Here is a 19275-nt window from a genome sequence, read left to right as displayed (position 1 = left end):
GGCCGCCGTTGAGAACGGCGGCCCTTTTGACTTCCGACGCCGTACGAATCCGCAAAGCATCCGCCAGGCACCGTCTGGCTGACACGCTGCAAGTGCTCCGGCCGGATATCCGCTGCAACTGCTTCCGGCCAACCGCAAACGGGGCGGGCTTATTTTGTCCCGCGGACCTGACGGCCTCGCAACAGAATGAACAGGCCCGAAGCAACGATCAGCCCCGACCCGACCATCATGGCGAGGCTCAGTTGCTCGTCAAACAGGATGATCCCCAGCGCAATTCCGAACAGCAGCCGCGAATAGCGGAAAGGAGTGACCGCCGACACCTCGCCAGTCCGCATGGCTTTCATCAGGCATGAATAGGCGATTACCCCGGACAGGACAGCACCCAGGACATAAAACGAGGTCACCCCATCCGGCATCACGAACGGCACGCCCTGCCATGCTGCATAAAACCCGCCGGCAACCATGATGGGGAGGAATCCGTACAGCCCGAGGATCGCTGTGCTCAGCTTGGCCGGCGCGGCACGGCTTGCCAGGTCACGGCCGGCAAAGCCGATCATCCCGGCGACAGCCAGCAAGGACAGGGCGGAAAAGCTGTCCGTACCCGGCTGGATGATGATCACGACCCCGGCGAGCCCGACGAAAATGGCGCTCCACCTGCGCCAGCCGACCTTTTCGCCAAACACCAGTGCCGCCCCGGCGACCACCACAAGCGGTGCTGCCTGCAGGATGACGGTTGCCGCCGACAGTGGAATCAAGGACAGCGCAAGCACGTAGAACAGGCGGCCGATGATCTCGAAAACCACGCGAATCCACATCGGCCGGGAAATCACGTCTGCACTGTACAGCGGTTCCCTGTTGTAGAGCGCCAACGATGCGAACACCAGCGCACCGCCAAGGCCAAAGATGACAAGCACCTGGCCGACCGGCAATGTCACTGATGCAGCCTTGATGAAAGCATCTTCGACGGCGAACACCGCCATCGACGCGATCATCCAGCCACTGCCGACAAGGTTGGCCTTGAGATCCGTCGCGATATGTGTGGTCACGGAAATTCCAGTGCGGTTTGCGGCACGGACAGCAAGGCCAGGCTCGCTGGTCGCACCGCTTTGCCCTGATACGACAAGTCTGCTGGCATAGCCTCAGCCGATCGCCATATCCAGCCCGATATCGAGCGTCGGCGCGGCCATGGTGATCTTCGAGGTCGAGATATAGTCGATGCCGGTCTCGGCAATGGCCCTGATCGTGTCGAGATTGACGTTGCCCGAGGCCTCAAGAGTGATCGGACCGCCGCTCCTCGCAGCGTTCATCGCCACCGCCGCGCGCAGCATGTCGGGACCCATATTGTCGAGCAGGCACACATCCGCGCCCTGGTCCAGCACTACAGCAAATTGCTCGAGCGTATCGACCTCGATCTCGACCTTGACCAGATGCCCGGCGAAAGCCTTCGCGGCTGTCAGCGCTTCCGCAATGCCGCCGGCGACCGCGATATGGTTGTCCTTGATCAGGATCGCGTCATCGAGCCCGTAGCGATGCGACGAGCCTCCACCGCAGCGCACGGCGTACTTCTCCAATGCCCTGAGCCCGGGAATGGTCTTGCGTGTGCAGGTGACCTTGGCCTTTGTGTGGGAAATCGTATCAGCGAACCGCGCCGTGTAGGTGGCTATGCCCGACAGATGCATGAGGTAATTGAGCGCCACCCGCTCGGCCGACAACACCCCGCGCGCCGGTCCCGAGATACGGGCAACCATCGTGCCCGGATCCACCCGGGCACCGTCAGTCACCAGCGCTTCAAAACGGATCGCCGGGTTGATAAGCCGGAACGCTGCCTCGGCCAGCGGCAACCCGGCGATGATCCCCGCCTCGCGGCTGTTCATCTCGGCCCTTGCCTGCTTCTCCGGGCCGATGGTGGCATTGGAGGTGATGTCGCCGGCCCGGCCGAGATCTTCGATGAGCGCAGCACGCACCTGCTCCTCGACCATCAGGCCCGGCAGTTCGGGAAGATAGGCATGTTTCATGGGTCAGCCCTCCAGCAGATCGGGAATGATGGCATGGGCCTGATCAAGCGTCACCAGCGTCCGCCGCTTCCAGTCCGCCTGCTCTTCCGGATAGTCGGTGCGGAAATGCCCGCCGCGGCTTTCGGTGCGGTTGAGCGCGCAGACCGCAATCAGTTTCGCCGTGGTAATGACATTGTCGAACCGGACCGAGTGGCTTTCCCGCGCCAGATGCAGGATCGTGTGAAGCGCCTCGCGCATGCCCTCGCCATCGCGCAACACACCAAGATTGGCGCTCATGGTCTTGCGCAGCGCCACCATGTTGGGGTGATCGTTCTCGGTGATGTGCTCGGTGGTCGTTACCGAGCCGTCCTGCCAGTCCTTTGGTGCATCGGGCACGATCTCCGCCTTCAGCGTTTCGCCGATACGGGCAGAGAACACCACCGCTTCAAGGAGTGAATTCGACGCCAGCCGGTTGGCGCCGTGAGCCCCGGTCGAGGTGCACTCGCCGCAGGCCCAGAAACCCGGCAGCGAGGTCCGGCCATCGATGTCGGTCCAGATTCCGCCCATGAAGTAATGCGCCGCTGGAATGACCGGGATCATCTCCGTGACCGGATCAATGCCTGCTTCACGGCAGTAGCCATGAACAGTAGGAAACTCGGCCGCGAAACCCGGCACCGCGGTGCGGCAATCGAGAAACGCGCCCCGCCCCGCCTTCACCTCGGCAAAGATACCGCGCGCCACCACGTCGCGCGGCGCCAGTTCCGCATCATGGTGCAGCGGCAGCATGAAGCGTTCGCCGGCCGCATTGTGCAGCGTCGCGCCATGGCCGCGCAGCGCCTCGGTGGCAAGCGGCGCCGGATCCTTGCCGACATTGATGGCGGTCGGGTGAAACTGCACGAACTCCATGTCGGCCATCCGCGCTCCGGCCCGCGCCGCCATGCCGATGCCGCCGCCGCGCGCCTCGGTCGGGTTGGTCGTCACCTCGTAGAGATGGCCGATGCCGCCGGTGGCCATCACCACGTTCGAGCCGGTGATCCGCTGCAGTTCCTCGCCGCTGCCCGCCCGGTCCCGGGCAATGACGCCTGTGACCCGGCCCTCTTCGACGATCAGGTCCTCGACGACGTAACCTTCCAGCACGCGGATTGACGGCGTCTTGCGAACCGAGGCCACCAGCGCCTCCATGATGGCACGGCCGGCCATGTCACCCTTGACCCGCACGATCCGGCTTTCCGAGTGCGCCGCCTCGCGGCTGACCGCCAGATGGCCTTCCAGATCCCGGTCAAACGGCACGCCGTAGCCAAGCAGGTCATGCACACGGTCGGAGGCTTCCGACGCCATCATGCGGATGATCGCTTCATCGACGATGCCGTCGCCGGCGACGATGGTGTCCCGGACATGGCTTTCGATTGTATCACCCGCGCCCACAGCCGCGGCAATTCCGGCCTGCGCCCAGGCCGAGGAGGCGCCGCGACCGATCGGAGCCGCGGCCAGAACGGTGACCGCCTTGGGCGCCAGTTTCAGCGCGCAGAACAGCCCGGCCAGGCCGCCGCCGATGATGATCACCTCCTCCGATCGCCTGACCGGTTGCGGCTGATGGATAGCAATCGCGGTGGACGCCATGGCATGCTCCCTGCTGGTCGAGAGCGGCGCTGCGGCCGCTGGGCCAGAACGTCAGTTCTTCAGGTTGATCATACGTTCGACAGCCAATCGCGCACGATCGGCAATCGCCGGGTCGACCAGCACTTCCTCTGTCATCATCAACAGGCTGTCGAGGATCTTCGGCAGGGTGATGCGCTTCATGTGCGGGCAAAGGTTGCAGGGCTTGATGAACTCGACGCCCTGAACCTCGCTCTGGATGTTCGAGGCCATCGAGCATTCGGTCACCAGCAGAACCCGCGGCGGCCGCGTGTCCTTGACGTAATTGATCATCCCGGCTGTCGATCCCGAATAGTCGCAGACCGCGATCACATCCGGGTGGCATTCCGGGTGGCCGATGATTTCGATGGTCGGGTCGGCTTCCTTGTAGGCGAGCAGCTCCTCCGCCGTGAAGCGCTCATGCACCTCGCAATGACCCTTCCAGGTCAGGATCTTCTTCTTGGTCTGCTTGGCGACATTCATCGCCAGGTATTCATCAGGAATGCACAGCACCGTGTCGGACTCGAAGCTCTCGCACACGGCCACCGCGTTGGACGAGGTGCAGCAGATATCGGTTTCAGCCTTCACGTCGGCGGAGGTGTTGACGTAGGTCACCACCGGGACGCCGGGATAGCGCTCCTTGAGCAGCCGCACATCGGCGCCGGTGATCGAATCTGACAGCGAACACCCGGCCTTGCCATCAGGGATCAGCACGGTCTTGTCCATGTTCAGAAGCTTCGACGTCTCCGCCATGAAGTGCACACCGCACTGGATGATGATCTGCTCATCCACCAGTGTCGCCTCGCGCGCCAGCTGCAGCGAATCACCGACGATATCGGCAACGCAGTGAAAGATGTCCGGCGTCTGGTAGTTGTGCGCCAGGATTGCCGCACCGCGTTCTTTCTTGATGCGGTTGATGGCGTGCACATAAGGCGCGTAGACGGGCCATTCGATTTCCGGGATGTGGTCGCGGACCCGGTCGTAAAGATGCGCGGTTTCGCGCGCCACCGCCGGGGTATACTTCAGCTCCGGACGCTCGATTACGCCGAACCGCTGCGCTGCACTCTGCGCCCGGCTTGCGGCCTTGGCGCCGGTGCTGGTCTCCAACCGGGTCATGGCAAACCCTCCCGTCATCAGCAATTATGCTCAAACTGAGCATAATTGGGTTTTAAAAGAACCCGGCAATGCCGGGGAACCCTTCACATAGGACTTTGCTTTCGTGATTGCAAGCCGGCCCGCAGCGGCAACCCGGCAGGCCGGGCGTGCCTCATTTGAACAGTTTGCTTTTTTCCGCGTCTTCAGCCGGGGCTGCATCAGGTGATTCCGCAAGCGCCTTTTCCAGCGTGAATTCAGCCTGGGCCGCGAACTTCACGGCCGGATTGATGCCCAGTCCGAACGCCTTGGTTACACCGCCGAGCACGTGTTCGATCCGTACGGATCCGGCGTTGTTCTCGTCGGAGACGAACTTGAGCACCAGGTATTCTGCATCGCCTTCGGTACCGATCACGTCACCGATCGGTTTGGAAAAAAGGCCGACCTTGTTTTCTGCTGCAACCGCCGCCCATTCCGGCGCCTTGCGCAGATGGGCGATGAATGCGCGCGCCTGGTCGACGCTCATCATCATCGAATGCCCGCCGCCATCGGCACCGCCCTGTGCCGGTATCACGATGGACGCCATCAGCAGCATCCCGCGGGTTTTGTCCGGCATGGCCGAGCAATAGGTGAAGCCGATGCGGTCGGTCGACAGGTCAGCAACCTGCGCCGGATCGCCGATAATCGCGCCAAAGGGCGTGATGACAAACTTGCTCTCCGGGTCGAAGGTGGCGCGATCCGGATCGAAATTCTCGGCATACGCCCCCGACAACGGACCCAATAGAAGCGCCGATACCACCAGCGCTGCAAACACACCCTGCCTCATTGCCCTGCCTCCTGCGGTCGCTCCCATTCTCGCAAGCATTCCCTCAGCAGCGGCCACTGTCAACAAAGGCCCGGTTCAGGCCTTGTCCGCGGACCGGTTGCCGGTGCGCAGCAACACCCGCTGATAGAACCGGCCGATGACCATCAACGACACGCCGAGGCCGATGAACGAGAACGCCCGCAAGGCGCCGGTGAGCGCCGACATGTCGATGAGAAACACCTTCGCGACCGTCAGCGAGATGACCGCCGCCGACGCCGCCCGCAGAGGCAATGACCGCAAGACCAGTCCGAGCGCCAGCGTGCAGCCCCCCATGATCAGCCACGCCACCGAGTAGGCCCAGATCTCCGCATCCGATGTACTGCGCAGAAAGCCGACCCTCTCGCCCTGAAATCCGTGCCGGACCATCAGCGATACGTAGATGAACAGCAATATGGCGCCGGTTGCGCCATAGCCGATCCGGTACCATCTGGGCCGTGCTGCCGAGGCAAGATAGGCGGTCAGGGCGGCAAGCAGGCCAGGGATCAGGTAGCCGGGAAGCAGCAGGTTGAACACCCGCCCTTCGCCCACAGCTGCCTGGCTCAGGAACGGATTGAACACCACGATCAGCCCGATCACCATCGCCGCGATGCCGAGCGCTCCGACGACAAGCGAGGCCAGCGGAAAGACGCTCGCGTCGCTGCGCCGGGCAGCCCATTGCAGCCCGACGGAAAAGCAAAGCGCCGCAATAGACTGGGTCGCCATGTCGATCAGGCCGAACGGCGCACCGGTGATATCGCCGCCGGCGATGAAGTGGCGCAGCTCCAGCGCCACGAACAGCCCGGCAAGAGCAAGGCCGAAGGCAATCACCAGTTCGCCGGGCCGGCGCCCGCCCGATCCGCGCAACGCCAGACCGCCCCAAATCAGGAGCGCGGCCGGCAGGGCGATGATCACGACCAGCCAGTTGACGAACGGCGTCGACCCGATCACATCGGCGGAAAACGGTGCATTGAAATGGAGCCCAGAGGAGGCCAGCAGCGAGAGCACCACGGCAAGCCAGCCGAGCGCCGGCACCGGCCGTCTGCCATGGATCAGGCAGGCGCCGGCAGCAGTCACCGCAAACCCTAGCGGCATCCATTGACGCGTTAAAAGGATCGCAACCGCGAGCCCCGCGAGCGCCACCGCGCCCACCGCCAGCCATGCCGGAGCCGCGGCCGACCAGTCATCCGGTCTGGCGCGGCCGAATTTCTCCGTCAGTCCGACCATCATGGCCGACAGCGCCAGTGCCGCGAGCCCGGTCGGAACATGGGTCTCGAACGGGGCGACCGACAGATAGATCGCCGCCATGGTCAGGGCGGCAATCGCACTCACCGCGATCGCCAGACGCCCGGCCGCGACCGGGGCGGTGGCCGCTGCCCTGAGGCCGAAGAAGACGGCGAGCAGGAAGGACGGCACCGAAAGAAGCAGACTGTTGCGGACAAAGCCCCCCAGATCCGGCGCCATCAGGCCATCACGAACATCGAGACCCGATGTGATCCCCGGAATGACCGGGAAATCGATCCTGAGCGACAGCATCGCCACAACGGCCAGAACTGCGGAAAGCGGGGCGATGAGCGACAGCGACGGCCAGATCCCGCCGGCGCCCACCATGACCGCAGCAAGCCCGGAAACCAGCAGCAGCAAGGGCACCTGGGTGTCCCAGGCCAGAACGGCGAAGGCGGCAACCATGACAATGCAAAGCAGCGCACCGACCGCAAGCCGAGCCGCCGCCCGGTCCGCGAGCGGATCCGGGCGATCTTCGATACCGGCCACCAGGCTTGTCACGTGGACGGCAAACAGGGCCACGAGCAGAAGTCCGAGCGTGAACCACGCTGTCAGCGTCGAAATCGTCAAAAGCAGCAGCGCCAGACCTGTCGATCCGGCAATGCCGCCGATTGCCAGCCAGCGCCAGCCGCGAATCCGCGCAACCCCCATCACTGCGGCGGTCACCACCAGGATATGGGCGCCGAAGGCCACCGGGTTGGGGTCCTGCGAGGAGACCAGCAACGGCGACACATAGGCGCCGACCAATCCGAGAGCCGCGAGCTTCGGCCCGTGAACGGCGGACAGGAGCAGGCTGGCGATGCCGAGAACAGTAAGACCGACAAACGCCACTGCCGGGCCGACAAAACCGTAGAGCACGTAGGCCGCATAGATCGTGCCGAAGGCGCCGATGGCGCCGGCCCCGGTCAGGATCCCCGGAATGTCCGCACTCATCAAAGTCGGCATCGCTTCCTGGCGGTCGCGGCGGCGCATGAATTCGCCGGCCCCGAACAGGGCCAGCGACAACAGCGTGCCCATCGTCATCCGGGCACGCGGGCCAAGCAGACCGGCCTCGATGGAATAGCGTGCCAGAAACAGCACACCCAGCGCAACCGCAAGCCCGCCAAGCAGCGCCGACCAGCGGCCGCCAATCAGGCTCTCCAGATCCATGCCCTTGCCCGGGCTAGACGCGGCCAGAACAGCGGCCTCCGGCAACCCGGTGTCATCCTCGTCACGCCGCTCTGGCCCGGCGCCGCCGGTTTCCGCTCGCCCGGCGGCAGCGTCGGCAGAAAGCCGGGCAGCATCTGCCGCCTCAGCGGCCTTTGGCTCAGACCCCTCCGGTTCCGGCCCGGCGCCTGTGCTTTCCGGCGCATCCCGCCGCGGCTCTGCCGGTTCATCGCCTGTCCCGGCACCGGATTCCGCCGCTACCCCGACCGGAAGCCGGTCGAGTTCACGGCGCAGCAATGCCAATTGCTCGGCCATCCTGCGTTGCTCGAGCGAAACACTGCGGACCCACAAGGCCAGGGCAATCAGAAGCATAAAACCAAGCAAGGAGAACATGCGCAAATCCAGTAAAGTGAATGGTCCCGATTATAGACTGCCACAGCCATCCACAACCATGGTGTGCGAAATCAGCCGGCAGTGTCGACTTTCGCGGTTAACGAGTGGCGAACATCAATTCTGCTGATCCATTCCTTCAAACAAATGCACTTGTCGAATGGATGGAAATGCCTAAAGTCGCCCCACATCTCAGGAGCCGTTCATGTCCGAAACCCGCCCCTCCCCAGCCGTTCCATCGCTGCCCTGGCTGATCATCATCGCCGGTTCGCTGATCTCGCTCCTGTCCTTCGGACCACGTTCGGCCATGGGCTTCTTCCAGTTGCCGATGCTCGCTGACACAGGCTGGGACCGGACGACGTTTGGTCTCGCCATGGCGATCCAGAACCTGTTCTGGGGCTTGGGCCAGCCGTTTTTTGGCGCGATTGCCGACAAGTTCGGCACCTGGAAGGTGCTGGCCCTGTCCGCATTCGTCTATTCGAGCGGACTGTTCATCATGTCGGTGGCGCCAAGCCCCGGCTGGTTCTACATCGGCGGCGGCGTCCTCGTCGGGCTGGGCATTGCGTCGGCCTCCTTCGGCATCGTGCTGGCCGCATTTGCCCGCAATGTCGCGCCGGAGCGGCGCTCCATGGCCTTCGGCATAGGCACGGCAGCGGGCTCGGCCGGCATGTTCGTCTTCGCACCGCTGAGCCAGGGCCTGATCGATGCCTATGGCTGGCAGGAAGCGCTCATCTGGATGGCGGCGATGATGTTCATCATCCCGTTCCTGGCCATTCCGCTGCGCGGCAACTCGAATTCCGGCTCGCAATCGGCGCTTCAGTACAAGCAGTCTATCGGTGAAGCCCTGCGCGAAGCGCTCGGCCACAAGAGCTACCTGCTGCTGGTCTCCGGTTTCTTCGTCTGCGGCTTCCAGGTGGCCTTCATCACCGCCCATTTCCCGGCCTATCTACGCGATATCGGTATCGAAAGCTCCTTTGCGGTGCTGTCGCTGGCGCTCATCGGCTTCTTCAACATCATCGGTTCGCTGGCCTCGGGCTATATCGGCCAGCGCTATTCCAAGCCGATGGCACTGGTCTGGATCTATATCGGCCGTTCAATCGCCGTCACCGCATTCCTGCTGCTGCCGCAGACCAGCACCTCGGTGGTGATCTTCGCCATCGTCATGGGCCTGCTGTGGCTGTCGACCGTGCCTCCGACCAATGCGCTGGTGGCAATCATGTTCGGCACCGGCCATCTCGGCATGCTGGGTGGGGTGGTGTTTCTCGCCCACCAAGTCGGCTCCTTCCTCGGCGTCTGGCTCGGCGGCTATCTCTACGACATCTTCGGCACCTACAACCCGGTCTGGTGGCTGGGCGTGGCACTCGGCATCTTCGCCGCGATCGTCCACTGGCCGATCCGGGAACAGGCCGTGGAGCGGCCGGAACTGGCGCCGGCGGAATGAGACGACAGGGCGACTAGTTGTCGAAGTAGATTCCGGCGGCGAGATCCAGAAGATCCGTATCCGTGACGCTGTTGCCGTTGACCGTATAGACCAGCACCAGATCGGCATCTGGATAGTACCGGGCGTCTGCCTCGAAACCATCATAGCTGCCCGAATGGCCGTACCAGTCGCCCCAATCATCGCCGCCGTTGGCCATGCCGAGACCGTAGCTATCGTCCTGCTTAGTGCCGGCCAGCATCTCTTCAAGCAGATCGGCTTTGAGTATCCTCTGTTCGCGCATCAACGCCTGCAGGAAACCTGCAACATCCCGCGCGGTGCTGACCAGCGGCCCGTCCGCCAGAACACTCGCCCAGGACAACTGACTGATATCAGTATCCCCGGTTTCGCCGGCGTAGCCATGTGCGAGATCGGCCTCCTCCGCGGAGGCGCCGACCGTGGTCGCCAACATGCCCGAGGGAACGAACACGCTCTCCCGAAGTGCGGCCTCCAGATCCGCAGATCGGTTTTTGAGAATATGGCCGAGCAGCACATAATTGCTGTTGGAGTACTCAAAAATCTCGCCGGGCTCGCCATAGGCAGGTTCTCCATAGGCAAAGGCAAGGGCCTCGGCCTCGCTCCACCGCCGCTTCATATCAAGCAGGGCAGCGCCCACAAAACTGTCGTCGAGATAATCTGCGAGACCGGAAGTATGATTGAGCAATTGGCGGAGCGTGACTTCGCCAATCCCCTCAAGCGCATCAATACCCGGCAGATCGCGAACCAGCGGCCAGACCCTGGCATCGAGATCGAGATCCCCCTTTTCGACATGGGCGAGGACCGCGGCGGCAACCATCATCTTGCCGGTGGAGGCTATGTAGAACCGCGTATCCGGTGTCACCGGCCGCCGGGTCCCGGTCTCGGCCATGCCGGCAACAACCTCGATCTCGGTTTCCGGTCCCCGCACAAAGAGTGTCCCGCCGGCAAGTCCGTTTTCCGCAAGAAACTCTTCAAGCGCACTCCGGTAGTCTTCCAGTTCACCTGCCGCTGCCGGGACTGCCAGCCATCCGAGCGCAAGGCCGACAGCGCTTCCCAGCAAGACCATTCTCAGTGTCATCATTTCCACTCCTCCGAGCCGGCACGAACCGCGGGTAGGCCAGCGAGCGCGCTGCAATGCGCACCGCTTCTAAACAGGAAGGCTGCAATCCTGCGTCAACTGTCATAAGCTCGTTACGCAAATTGGTACATTTGGATTCATCGGGGTCAGTCCAACACGATGGAGAAAGCCATGAACGACATGTTCAAGCCAGATGAAGAAATCATCAACCTCACCGAACTGCGCGAAGCGGAAGAAGATGTCGGCCGCAACCCGTCAGACAATCCCACAATGGGCGACATTATCAACCGCCGTTTCTCGCGCCGCGGCTTCCTTGGCGGCTCGCTCGCCGTCACCGCCATTGCCACGACCGTCAGCCCGCTGGCGCTGATGATCGCCGATGAGGCCCGTGCGGAAGGTATGAGCGCCTTTTCGTTCACCGAAGTCGAGGCCGGCGTCGATGAAACCCATCACGTTGCCGAGGGCTATGACGCCGATGTTCTGCTGCGCTGGGGCGACAAGGTCTTCGCCGATTCGCCGGATTTCGACCCCATGAACCAGACGGCGGAAAGCCAGTCGAAACAGTTCGGCTACAACAACGATTATGTCGGCTTCATTCCGCTCGATGGTGCCGACGACCATGGCCTGCTCGTGGTCAACCACGAATACACCAACGCCGAGCTGATGTTCCCCAACTGGGCCACCATCGGCAAGGATGGTGAAGGCAAGGACAAGGTGATGATGGGCGAGTTCACAAAGGACATCGTCGACATCGAAATGGCCGCACACGGTGGCACCGTCATCGAAATCCGCAAGCAGGACGGCAAATGGATGCCGGTCCTCGACGGCAAGATGAACCGCCGTTTGCACGTCGGCACCGAGATGGCGCTGACCGGTCCGGCCGCCGGTCACGACCGCCTCAAGACCAATGCGGACACGTCAGGCACAAAGGTGTTCGGCACGCTCAACAACTGCGCCGGCGGCGTCACGCCCTGGGGCACATGGCTGATGGCCGAGGAAAACTTCCACGGCTACTTCATCGGCGAACTGCCGGAAGGCCATCCCGAAGCGGTCAACTACAAGCGCTACGGCGCTCCCGCCGGCTGGTACAACTGGGGCACGCATCACGACCGCTTCGATGTCTCCAAGGAGCCCAATGAACCCAACCGCTTCGGCTGGGTTGTCGAAGTCGATCCGATGGACCCCAACTCGGTACCGAAGAAGCGCACGGCACTTGGCCGCATGAAACATGAAGGTGCTGAAAGCGTTGTCAACAAGGATGGCCGCGTGGTGTTTTACTGCGGCGATGACGAGCGCTTCGACTATGTCTACAAGTTTGTCACCAGCGCCGCCTACAACCCCGATGACCGCGCGGCCAACATGGACCTTCTCGACGATGGCATCCTCTATGTCGCGCGCTTTGATGCGGACGGCACGGTTGACTGGATGCCGCTGGTTCACGGTGAAGGCCCGCTCAATGCCGACAACGGCTTCATGAGCCAGGCCGACGTGGTGATCGAGGCCCGCCGCGCAGGTGATCTTCTCGGCGCCACCAGGATGGACCGTCCCGAAGACGTTCAGCCCAATGCCATGACCGGCAAGGTCTATTGCATGCTGACCAACAACACCCGGCGCAAGGAAGGTGACGAAAACGCCGCCAACCCGCGCGCCAACAATGCCTTCGGCCACATCATCGAAATCAGCGAGACCGATGGCGACTTCGCCTCCACCAAATCGACCTGGGAAATCCTGCTCAAATGCGGAGATCCGGCGGTCGCCGAAGTCGGCGCCAGCTTCTCCTCCGCAACCACCACCAACGGCTGGTTCGGCATGCCCGACAACTGCGCCATCGATGCTGACGGACGCCTCTGGGTCTCGACAGACGGCAATTCCGAGAAGCGGACCGGGCGTACCGATGGTCTGTGGGCCGTCGATACGGATGGGGATGCGCGAGCCACCTCGAAACTGTTCTTCCGGGTTCCGGTCGGCGCCGAGATGTGCGGCCCGCTTTTCGACCCGACAGGCGAAACCGTGTTCCTCGCGGTTCAGCATCCCGGTGACGAAGGCCTCGCCACCTATGAGCAGCCCGCCACCCGCTGGCCCGATTTCCGCGACGACATGCCGGTGCGTCCGGCCGTCGTCGCCGTCACCAAACAGGGCGGCGGCAAGATCGGCATGGCCTGACCGGCTCACACAAGCCATCAACGCGAAGGGCGCCCCTGCGGCGCCCTTCGTCGTTCAGCGACCCATAGATCGGCGCCGGTCTATAATTCGAGTTCCGTCAATCCCGGATGCTCTTCCGGCCGCCGCCCCTGCGGCCAGTGAAATTTCCGGTCCGCTTCGGCGATCTCGACATCATTGATGCTGGCGTGGCGCGTCATCATGTAGCCCGCCTCGTCGAATTCCCAGTTCTCGTTGCCATAGGAACGGTACCAGGTTCCCGCCGCATCGTGCCACTCATAGGCAAAGCGGACAGCGATACGGTTGCCGGAATACGCCCACAGCTCCTTGATCAGCCGGTACTCGAGTTCTTTTTCCCACTTTCGGGTCAGGAACGCCTCGATTTCGCTGCGCCCATTGATGAACTCGCTCCGGTTCCGCCACCTGCTGTCCGGCGTGTAGGCGAGTGCGACCTTAGCCGGGTCGCGGCCGTTCCAGCCGTCCTCGGCGGCCCTGATCTTCTGGACCGCCGACTGCTCGGTGAAAGGTGGGAAGGGAGGCCGCGACATTACCAGGAATTGTAGCCCAGGAACTTGCCCGACATCTCGATCTTGACCCGGTCGCCCTTGGGATTGGCCACGCGGGTGATCTGCATGTCGAAATCGATGGCCGACATGATGCCGTCGCCGAACTCCTCCTGGATCAGCGTCTTGATCGTCGGACCATAGACCCCGACGATTTCGTAGAGCCGGTAGACGCAGGGGTCGGTCGGCACTGCCTGCTCCCAGATCTTGGTGGGATACTCCTGCAGCACCAGCGCCGCCTCCTGCGGCAGCCCCATCACGGAGACCATCGCCTCGGCCTTGTCCTTGGGCATCGCGTTCATGCCCATTGCGGCCGAATGCGTCCACACCGGCGACATGCCGATCTTCTCGGCGATGTCCTCCCATTTCATGCCTGTCGTGCGCTTGGCAGACAGTATCATTTCGGTCACGTCTTCCTTGGTCATCATTTTGGCCATGATGAAGTCTCCTGCTCAGGGTGTTAAACGGCGAGTTTCTTGGGCGACCGCGCAGCCGGCGCGGTCTTGTCGATGCGGACCGTCTCGGGCCGGTTCTCGACGGCGTCTGTCGGTCCTGCGAGTTCCTTCGAATGTTTGCCAAGGAACTGCACCAGATGATTGCGGATCGCGTAGTAGTTCGGATGCTCGACGATCTCGATCCGGTTGCGCGGCCGCGGAATGGTGATCTCCACGGATTCCGCCACCCGCGCGAACGGGCCGTTGGTCATCAGCAGGATGCGGTCCGCCAGCAGGATTGCCTCGTCGATATCGTGGGTGATCATGAACACGGTCTGGTTGGTCCCCGCCCAGACCTTCAGCAGCTCGTCCTGAATGGTGCCCCGCGTCAGCGCATCGAGCGCACCGAACGGCTCGTCCAGCAACAGCAGCTTCGGACTGATCGAAAACGCCCGGGCGATAGACACACGCTGGCGCATGCCGCCCGACAGCTGGCTCGGCTTTCGGTGGAACACATCCGCGCTCAGGCCGACCATCTCGAGATGCTTCTTCGAGTGGCTCAGAACCTGGTCCTTCGACCAGTCCGGATAACGGGCCGCGACGGCAAACGTCACGTTCTTGAGCGCGCTCAGCCAGGGCAGCAGCGAATAGTTCTGAAACACCACGCCGCGATCAAGGCTGGGTCCGGAGACCTCCTTGCCATCCATGATGACAACGCCCTCGCTGGCCTCGGCCAGTCCGGCCAGGATGTTCATGATCGTCGACTTGCCGCAGCCCGAGTGGCCGAGAATGACGACGAATTCGCCCCGCTCGATGCCGAAACTGGCATTCTCGAAAATCGTGGTCTGGCCGCCCTCCCCGTCCGGGTATCTCTGGCTAAGGCGTTCAACGCTCAAGAAAGGAGTGGTCACGGTGGTTCTCCTATTCGCTGTAGACGACAAAGCGCTGCAACACACCGAACATCGCGTCGAGCGCCATGCCGACAACGCCGATCATCAGGATGGAAAAGATGACCGAGGTCAGATCGAGATTGTTCCACTCGTTCCAGACGTAGTATCCAATACCCGTGCCGCCGACCAACATTTCGGCCGCAACGATCACCAGCCAGGCAATGCCGATGGAAATGCGCATGCCGGTCACGATCGTTGGAGCGGCCGCCGGCAGGATCACCATAAAGGCGGTGCGCAGGGCACCGAGCTCATGGGTCCGTGCGACATTGACCCAGTCCTTGCGCACTCCGGCAACGCCAAAGGCGGTGTTGATCAGCATCGGCCAGATCGAACAGATGAAAATCACGAAGATCGCGCTGGTCTCGCTGTCCTGGATGATGAACAGCGCCAGCGGCATCCACGCCAGCGGCGAGATCGGCCTGAGCACCTGGATGAAGGGATTGAGCGCCTTGTAGGCAACCGGGGACATGCCGATCAGGAAGCCCAACGGTATGGCGATCAGCGCCGCCAGGAAATAGCCGGCCAGCACGCGGTAGATCGAATAGCCGATCTGGATGCCGATCCCCTTGTCGTTCGGACCCGCATCGTAGAACGGGTCGCTCAGCTGCTCCCACGCCTTTTCCAGCACCTGGCTCGGCGGCGGAACGCCGGCTTTCTGCGCCCCACCCCCCGTCAGTCGCTCATATTCGGTCAGCTCTCCCACCGCCTTCTGCCCTGGAATGGCGGCCTCCCACAAAAGGAGGCCGCCGATCAGCAGGATGAACGAGAGGATAGCCGCGCGCTTGTTCACGGACATGTCAGTCATGCGTCAGCCTTTTTTGATCGCAAAGCTCGAAACGTAGTCTTCCGGCGTCGCGGGATCGAAAGTCTTGCCCATGATGACGTGCGACTTGTAGCTCTCCGCCGGGGCGTCGTAGCCGAGATCGGTCATGATCTTCCTCGCATCGGAGGCGAGGTACACCTGCTCGGCCACCGCCTTGTAGTCGATGTCGCCCTCGATATAGCCCCAGCGCTTCATCTGCGTGAGAATCCACACACCCATCGAGTGCCAGGGGAACGGATCGAAGTCGATGCGGTCGGGCACCTGCTTCACTTCGCCCAGCCCATCCGCGTAGGTTCCCGTGAGTACCTGCTCGATGACCTCGACCGGCTGGTTGAGATAATTGGTCGGCGCGATCGCCGCCGAGATCTCTTTCCGGTTGTCGGGATTGGAAGCGTATTGCGTTGCGTCGATGATCGCCTTGAGCAGCGCCCCGTAGGTGTTGGGCAACTCGGTGGCAAACGACAGCGGCGCGGCAAATGCGCAGCAGGGATGGCCTTCCCAGATTTCCTTGGTCAGGATGTGGATGAAGCCGATATTTTCCCAGACGGCACGCTGGTTGAACGGATCCGGCGACAGGTAACCGTCGAGGTTTCCGGCGCGCAGGTTGGCAACCATTTCCGGCGGCGGTACGACACGGATCTGGATGTCGACATCCGGATCGAGGCCGTGCTCGGCGACATAGTAGCGAAGCAGGAAATTGTGCATCGAGTATTCGAACGGCACGCCGAAGGTGAAACCCTTCCACTGCTTCGGATCGCGCTTGTCCTTGTGCTCGTTCGACAGCACGATGGCCTGGCCGTTGATGTTTTCAACCGCGGGCATGATGTAGGGTTCGGCCACCGAGCCGGCGCCGAGCGTCATCGCCAATGGCATCGGGGTCAGCATGTGGCTCGCGTCATATTCGCCGGCCAGCGACTTGTCGCGCGCCACCGCCCATCCGGCGGTCTTGATCACCTGCGCGTTCAGACCGTAGCGCTCATAAAAGCCGAGCGGTTGCGCCATGATGATCGGCGTTGCGCAGGTAATCGGCACAAAGCCGATGTTGAGATCGGTTTTCTCAGGCTTGCCCAAAGTGTCGAGCAATGCCGCCTTGGCCTTGTCCATCGGGAAGATAGACGCAAGAGCGGCGGCAGCCGTCCCTCCCCCGACCAGGCCCATGAAGGACCGGCGGCTGATGTCGGAATGCCCGAAAACAGACCGCACGATGGCGCTTTCGATCGCGCGCTCCATCATCTGTTCGCTCGACTGCAACGTACTCTCTTCGCGAATGCCGGACGCCGGTGCACACGCGGAGCATCCGCACTTGGCGCCGTGCCGCAGATCGGCCTTGCTTGAGAAGGGGTCGTTTAGACTCTTGACTGTCATCGGGGTCTCCTGCGCTAATTCCTGACCCAAGACTAACGGCTCAAACACAGAAGTCCGCAAAAATCGAATTCCCGGGAAAATTTGCAAGATGTTGTTTAAACTGGACTATTAGGCGTCACCCTTGTTCAAAAAATTACGAATTATCGTGAATTACGAAATTTCGTTGATTTTTCATGCTGCAATGCGCAATGTTGCCGGATGACCATCCCGCCGCCCCTTCCGCATAGCCATGTGCATTCGAGCATCCTTCCCTGCATCGCGCTCGACACCTTTAGCGGCCTGATTGTCGCGGCCAACGGTGCTGCCGCCCAGTTGCTTGCCAACGATGACTTGCCCGGCAAGGATTTTGCCAGCTTCCTGGTCGGCCGTTTGCCGGAGCTGATCGTTTTCACCGAAAAGGTCGACCACTACAAAACCAGCTGGACCCGCGATCTGCCGGTTATCAGCTCAGCCGGTCGCGAGATCGACACCGAAATTCACGGCTCCACGGTCAGCCATGGCGGCGCGACCTATCTGGTCATGCAGATCATCGACATGGCCGCCTATGACACCCGCTCGCAGAATGTCTCCACCCACAAACTGCACGCCAGGGGCCTGATGGAGTGGGACCGGGCGCGCGATTTCTTCCGGGAGATGGAAAACGAGAACCGGCTGATCCTCGACGCCGCCGGGGAAGGCATCTACGGCATCAATCTCGAAGGCAAAACCACCTTCGTCAACAATGCCGCGCAGGAGATGCTGGGCTGGACCAAGGAGGATCTGCTTGGCGAGGACATCCACGCCATGATCCACCATCACCATCTCGATGGCCGCAAATACCCCTCGCGGGAATGCCCGATCTACCATTCGTTCCGAAATGAGCAGGTCAACCGGGTCGAAGACGAGGTGTTCTGGCACAAGAATGGCCGCCCCATCCAGGTGGAGTACACCTCGACCCCGATTTACGACCAGCAGGTCTTGGCCGGCGCAGTGGTGATCTTCCGCGATGTTTCGGAGCGGCGCGAGAACGAACGCAAGCTGCGCGCGGCGATGGATCAGATCGACGCCCTGCGCGAACGCCTCGAGCAGGAAAACGAGTATTTGCAGGAAGAAATACGCAATGTCCGCTCCCACTACGACCTGGCCGGATCCTCACCCGCCATCATGCGCACTCTGGCGCAGATCGAACTGGTCGCCAGGACCCAGAGCAATGTGTTGATCACCGGCGAAGGCGGCACAGGCAAATCGCTGATTGCGTCCGCCATCCACAAGTCGAGTTCGCGCGCGCGGCGGCCGATCATCCGCATCAACTGCGCCGGCATCTCTCCCTCGACCTTCGAAAGCGAACTGTTCGGCCACGTCCGCGGCGCCTTCCAGGGCGCTGTCCACGACCGAACCGGCAAGCTGGAAATCGCCAATGGCGGTACTCTCTACCTCGACGAAGTCTCCGAAATCCCGATAGAGCTCCAAGGCAAGATCCTCAAGACCCTGCAGGAACAGACGCTCGAGCGGCTGGGCGACAACCGCATCAGCAAGATCAATGTTCGCGTCATCGCCTCCTCGAGCAAGGATCTCAACGCCTGCATCACGAACGGAACCCTGCGCCAGGATCTCTATTTCTATCTCAATGTGTTTCCGATCGAGTGTCAGCCCCTGCGCGAACGCCTGTCTGACATCCCCGAGCTGACACAGCACTTCCTTACCCTCGCCTGCGAGCGGCTGAACCTGCAGAAACCGACGATCACCAAAGCCAATATCCGCCAGTTGCAGGATTACCACTGGCCCGGCAATGTCAGGGAGCTGCAGAACGTGGTCGAACGCGGTGCCATCCTCTCGCGCGGCGAAAAGCTGATCCTCGATCTGCAAAAGGGCGCGAGCGGACACAGCCGCGCAGAGCATTTGGATATCCTCACCGAGCAACAGATGCAGGATTTGCAGGTCAGCAACATCATCGCCTGCCTGAAGCGCTGCGGTGGGCGCGTTTCAGGCGAAGAGGGCGCCGCGCAATTGATGGGCATCAAGCCCACGACGCTCTATTCCCGGATCAAGAAATACGGCATCGTGCTCGAGGAAAGCGAGTAGAGC

General features: G+C 62.2%; 15 protein-coding genes. 3 read left to right on the top strand and 12 right to left on the bottom strand.

What is annotated here, in order from left to right; all coding sequences use genetic code 11:
• Positions 1 to 149: 149 nt before the first annotated feature.
• The 6 genes from GTW23_RS05245 to GTW23_RS05220 form a co-directional block, all read right to left on the bottom strand.
• Positions 150 to 1046 (bottom strand): DMT family transporter, encoded by an 897-nt coding sequence (locus tag GTW23_RS05245; protein WP_252914886.1) that lies wholly within the window; start codon positions 1044 to 1046, stop codon positions 150 to 152.
• 93 nt (positions 1047 to 1139) lie between these two features.
• The gene (nadC, locus tag GTW23_RS05240) at positions 1140 to 2015 is read right to left on the bottom strand and encodes a carboxylating nicotinate-nucleotide diphosphorylase (protein WP_252914885.1); all 876 of its coding nucleotides are present in this window, start codon (positions 2013 to 2015) and stop codon (positions 1140 to 1142) included.
• 3 nt (positions 2016 to 2018) lie between these two features.
• Positions 2019 to 3614, bottom strand: a complete 1596-nt coding sequence (locus tag GTW23_RS05235; protein ID WP_252914883.1) for an L-aspartate oxidase — start codon at positions 3612 to 3614, stop codon at positions 2019 to 2021.
• A gap of 51 nt (positions 3615 to 3665) precedes the next feature.
• Positions 3666 to 4745: a quinolinate synthase NadA gene (nadA, locus tag GTW23_RS05230; protein ID WP_252914882.1), complete on the bottom strand. Its 1080-nt coding sequence runs from the start codon at positions 4743 to 4745 to the stop codon at positions 3666 to 3668.
• Positions 4746 to 4896: 151 nt separating this feature from the next.
• Complete coding sequence (locus GTW23_RS05225) at positions 4897 to 5547, bottom strand: hypothetical protein (RefSeq protein ID WP_152008103.1); 651 nt, start codon at positions 5545 to 5547, stop codon at positions 4897 to 4899.
• 75 nt (positions 5548 to 5622) lie between these two features.
• Positions 5623 to 8385 (bottom strand): DUF2339 domain-containing protein, encoded by a 2763-nt coding sequence (locus tag GTW23_RS05220; protein WP_252914881.1) that lies wholly within the window; start codon positions 8383 to 8385, stop codon positions 5623 to 5625.
• A gap of 202 nt (positions 8386 to 8587) precedes the next feature.
• On the opposite strand from GTW23_RS05220, the gene GTW23_RS05215 reads away from it, so the two are divergent.
• Positions 8588 to 9823 carry an MFS transporter gene (locus GTW23_RS05215; protein ID WP_152008101.1) on the top strand — a complete coding sequence of 412 codons (1236 nt, stop codon included), beginning with the start codon at positions 8588 to 8590 and terminating at the stop codon, positions 9821 to 9823.
• Positions 9824 to 9836: 13 nt separating this feature from the next.
• Here GTW23_RS05215 and GTW23_RS05210 read toward each other — a convergent pair whose 3' ends face one another.
• On the bottom strand, positions 9837 to 10919 hold the full coding sequence (locus GTW23_RS05210) for a serine hydrolase domain-containing protein (protein WP_252914880.1): 1083 nt from the start codon (positions 10917 to 10919) through the stop codon (positions 9837 to 9839).
• Between the two features lie 168 nt (positions 10920 to 11087).
• On the opposite strand from GTW23_RS05210, the gene GTW23_RS05205 reads away from it, so the two are divergent.
• On the top strand, positions 11088 to 13079 hold the full coding sequence (locus tag GTW23_RS05205) for a PhoX family protein (protein ID WP_252914879.1): 1992 nt from the start codon (positions 11088 to 11090) through the stop codon (positions 13077 to 13079).
• A gap of 80 nt (positions 13080 to 13159) precedes the next feature.
• Here GTW23_RS05205 and GTW23_RS05200 read toward each other — a convergent pair whose 3' ends face one another.
• Genes GTW23_RS05200 through GTW23_RS05180 form a run of 5 tightly spaced genes read right to left on the bottom strand, consistent with a single transcriptional unit; the run spans position 13160 to position 17211 of the window.
• Complete coding sequence (locus tag GTW23_RS05200) at positions 13160 to 13624, bottom strand: nuclear transport factor 2 family protein (protein ID WP_152008098.1); 465 nt, start codon at positions 13622 to 13624, stop codon at positions 13160 to 13162.
• Positions 13624 to 14064 carry a cyanase gene (cynS, locus tag GTW23_RS05195; RefSeq protein WP_152011458.1) on the bottom strand — a complete coding sequence of 147 codons (441 nt, stop codon included), beginning with the start codon at positions 14062 to 14064 and terminating at the stop codon, positions 13624 to 13626. Before cynS ends, GTW23_RS05200 begins: the two co-directional genes overlap by 1 nt.
• Positions 14065 to 14099: 35 nt before the next feature.
• Positions 14100 to 14984, bottom strand: coding sequence for an ABC transporter ATP-binding protein (locus GTW23_RS05190; RefSeq protein WP_152008097.1), 885 nt, complete (start codon positions 14982 to 14984; stop codon positions 14100 to 14102).
• Between the two features lie 10 nt (positions 14985 to 14994).
• Entirely contained in the window at positions 14995 to 15828 is an 834-nt protein-coding gene (gene ntrB, locus GTW23_RS05185) for a nitrate ABC transporter permease (RefSeq protein ID WP_152008096.1), read from the bottom strand.
• A gap of 3 nt (positions 15829 to 15831) precedes the next feature.
• Positions 15832 to 17211, bottom strand: a complete 1380-nt coding sequence (locus tag GTW23_RS05180; protein ID WP_152008095.1) for a CmpA/NrtA family ABC transporter substrate-binding protein — start codon at positions 17209 to 17211, stop codon at positions 15832 to 15834.
• Positions 17212 to 17442: 231 nt separating this feature from the next.
• Between GTW23_RS05180 and GTW23_RS05175 the strand changes: the two genes are divergently transcribed.
• Positions 17443 to 19272, top strand: coding sequence for a sigma-54 interaction domain-containing protein (locus GTW23_RS05175; protein ID WP_244615132.1), 1830 nt, complete (start codon positions 17443 to 17445; stop codon positions 19270 to 19272).
• Positions 19273 to 19275 lie beyond the last annotated feature (3 nt).

This window comes from Parahoeflea alexandrii (assembly GCF_024105735.1).
Lineage (GTDB): Bacteria > Pseudomonadota > Alphaproteobacteria > Rhizobiales > Rhizobiaceae > Hoeflea > Hoeflea alexandrii.
This window is presented reverse-complemented; position numbering and strand designations above follow the sequence as displayed.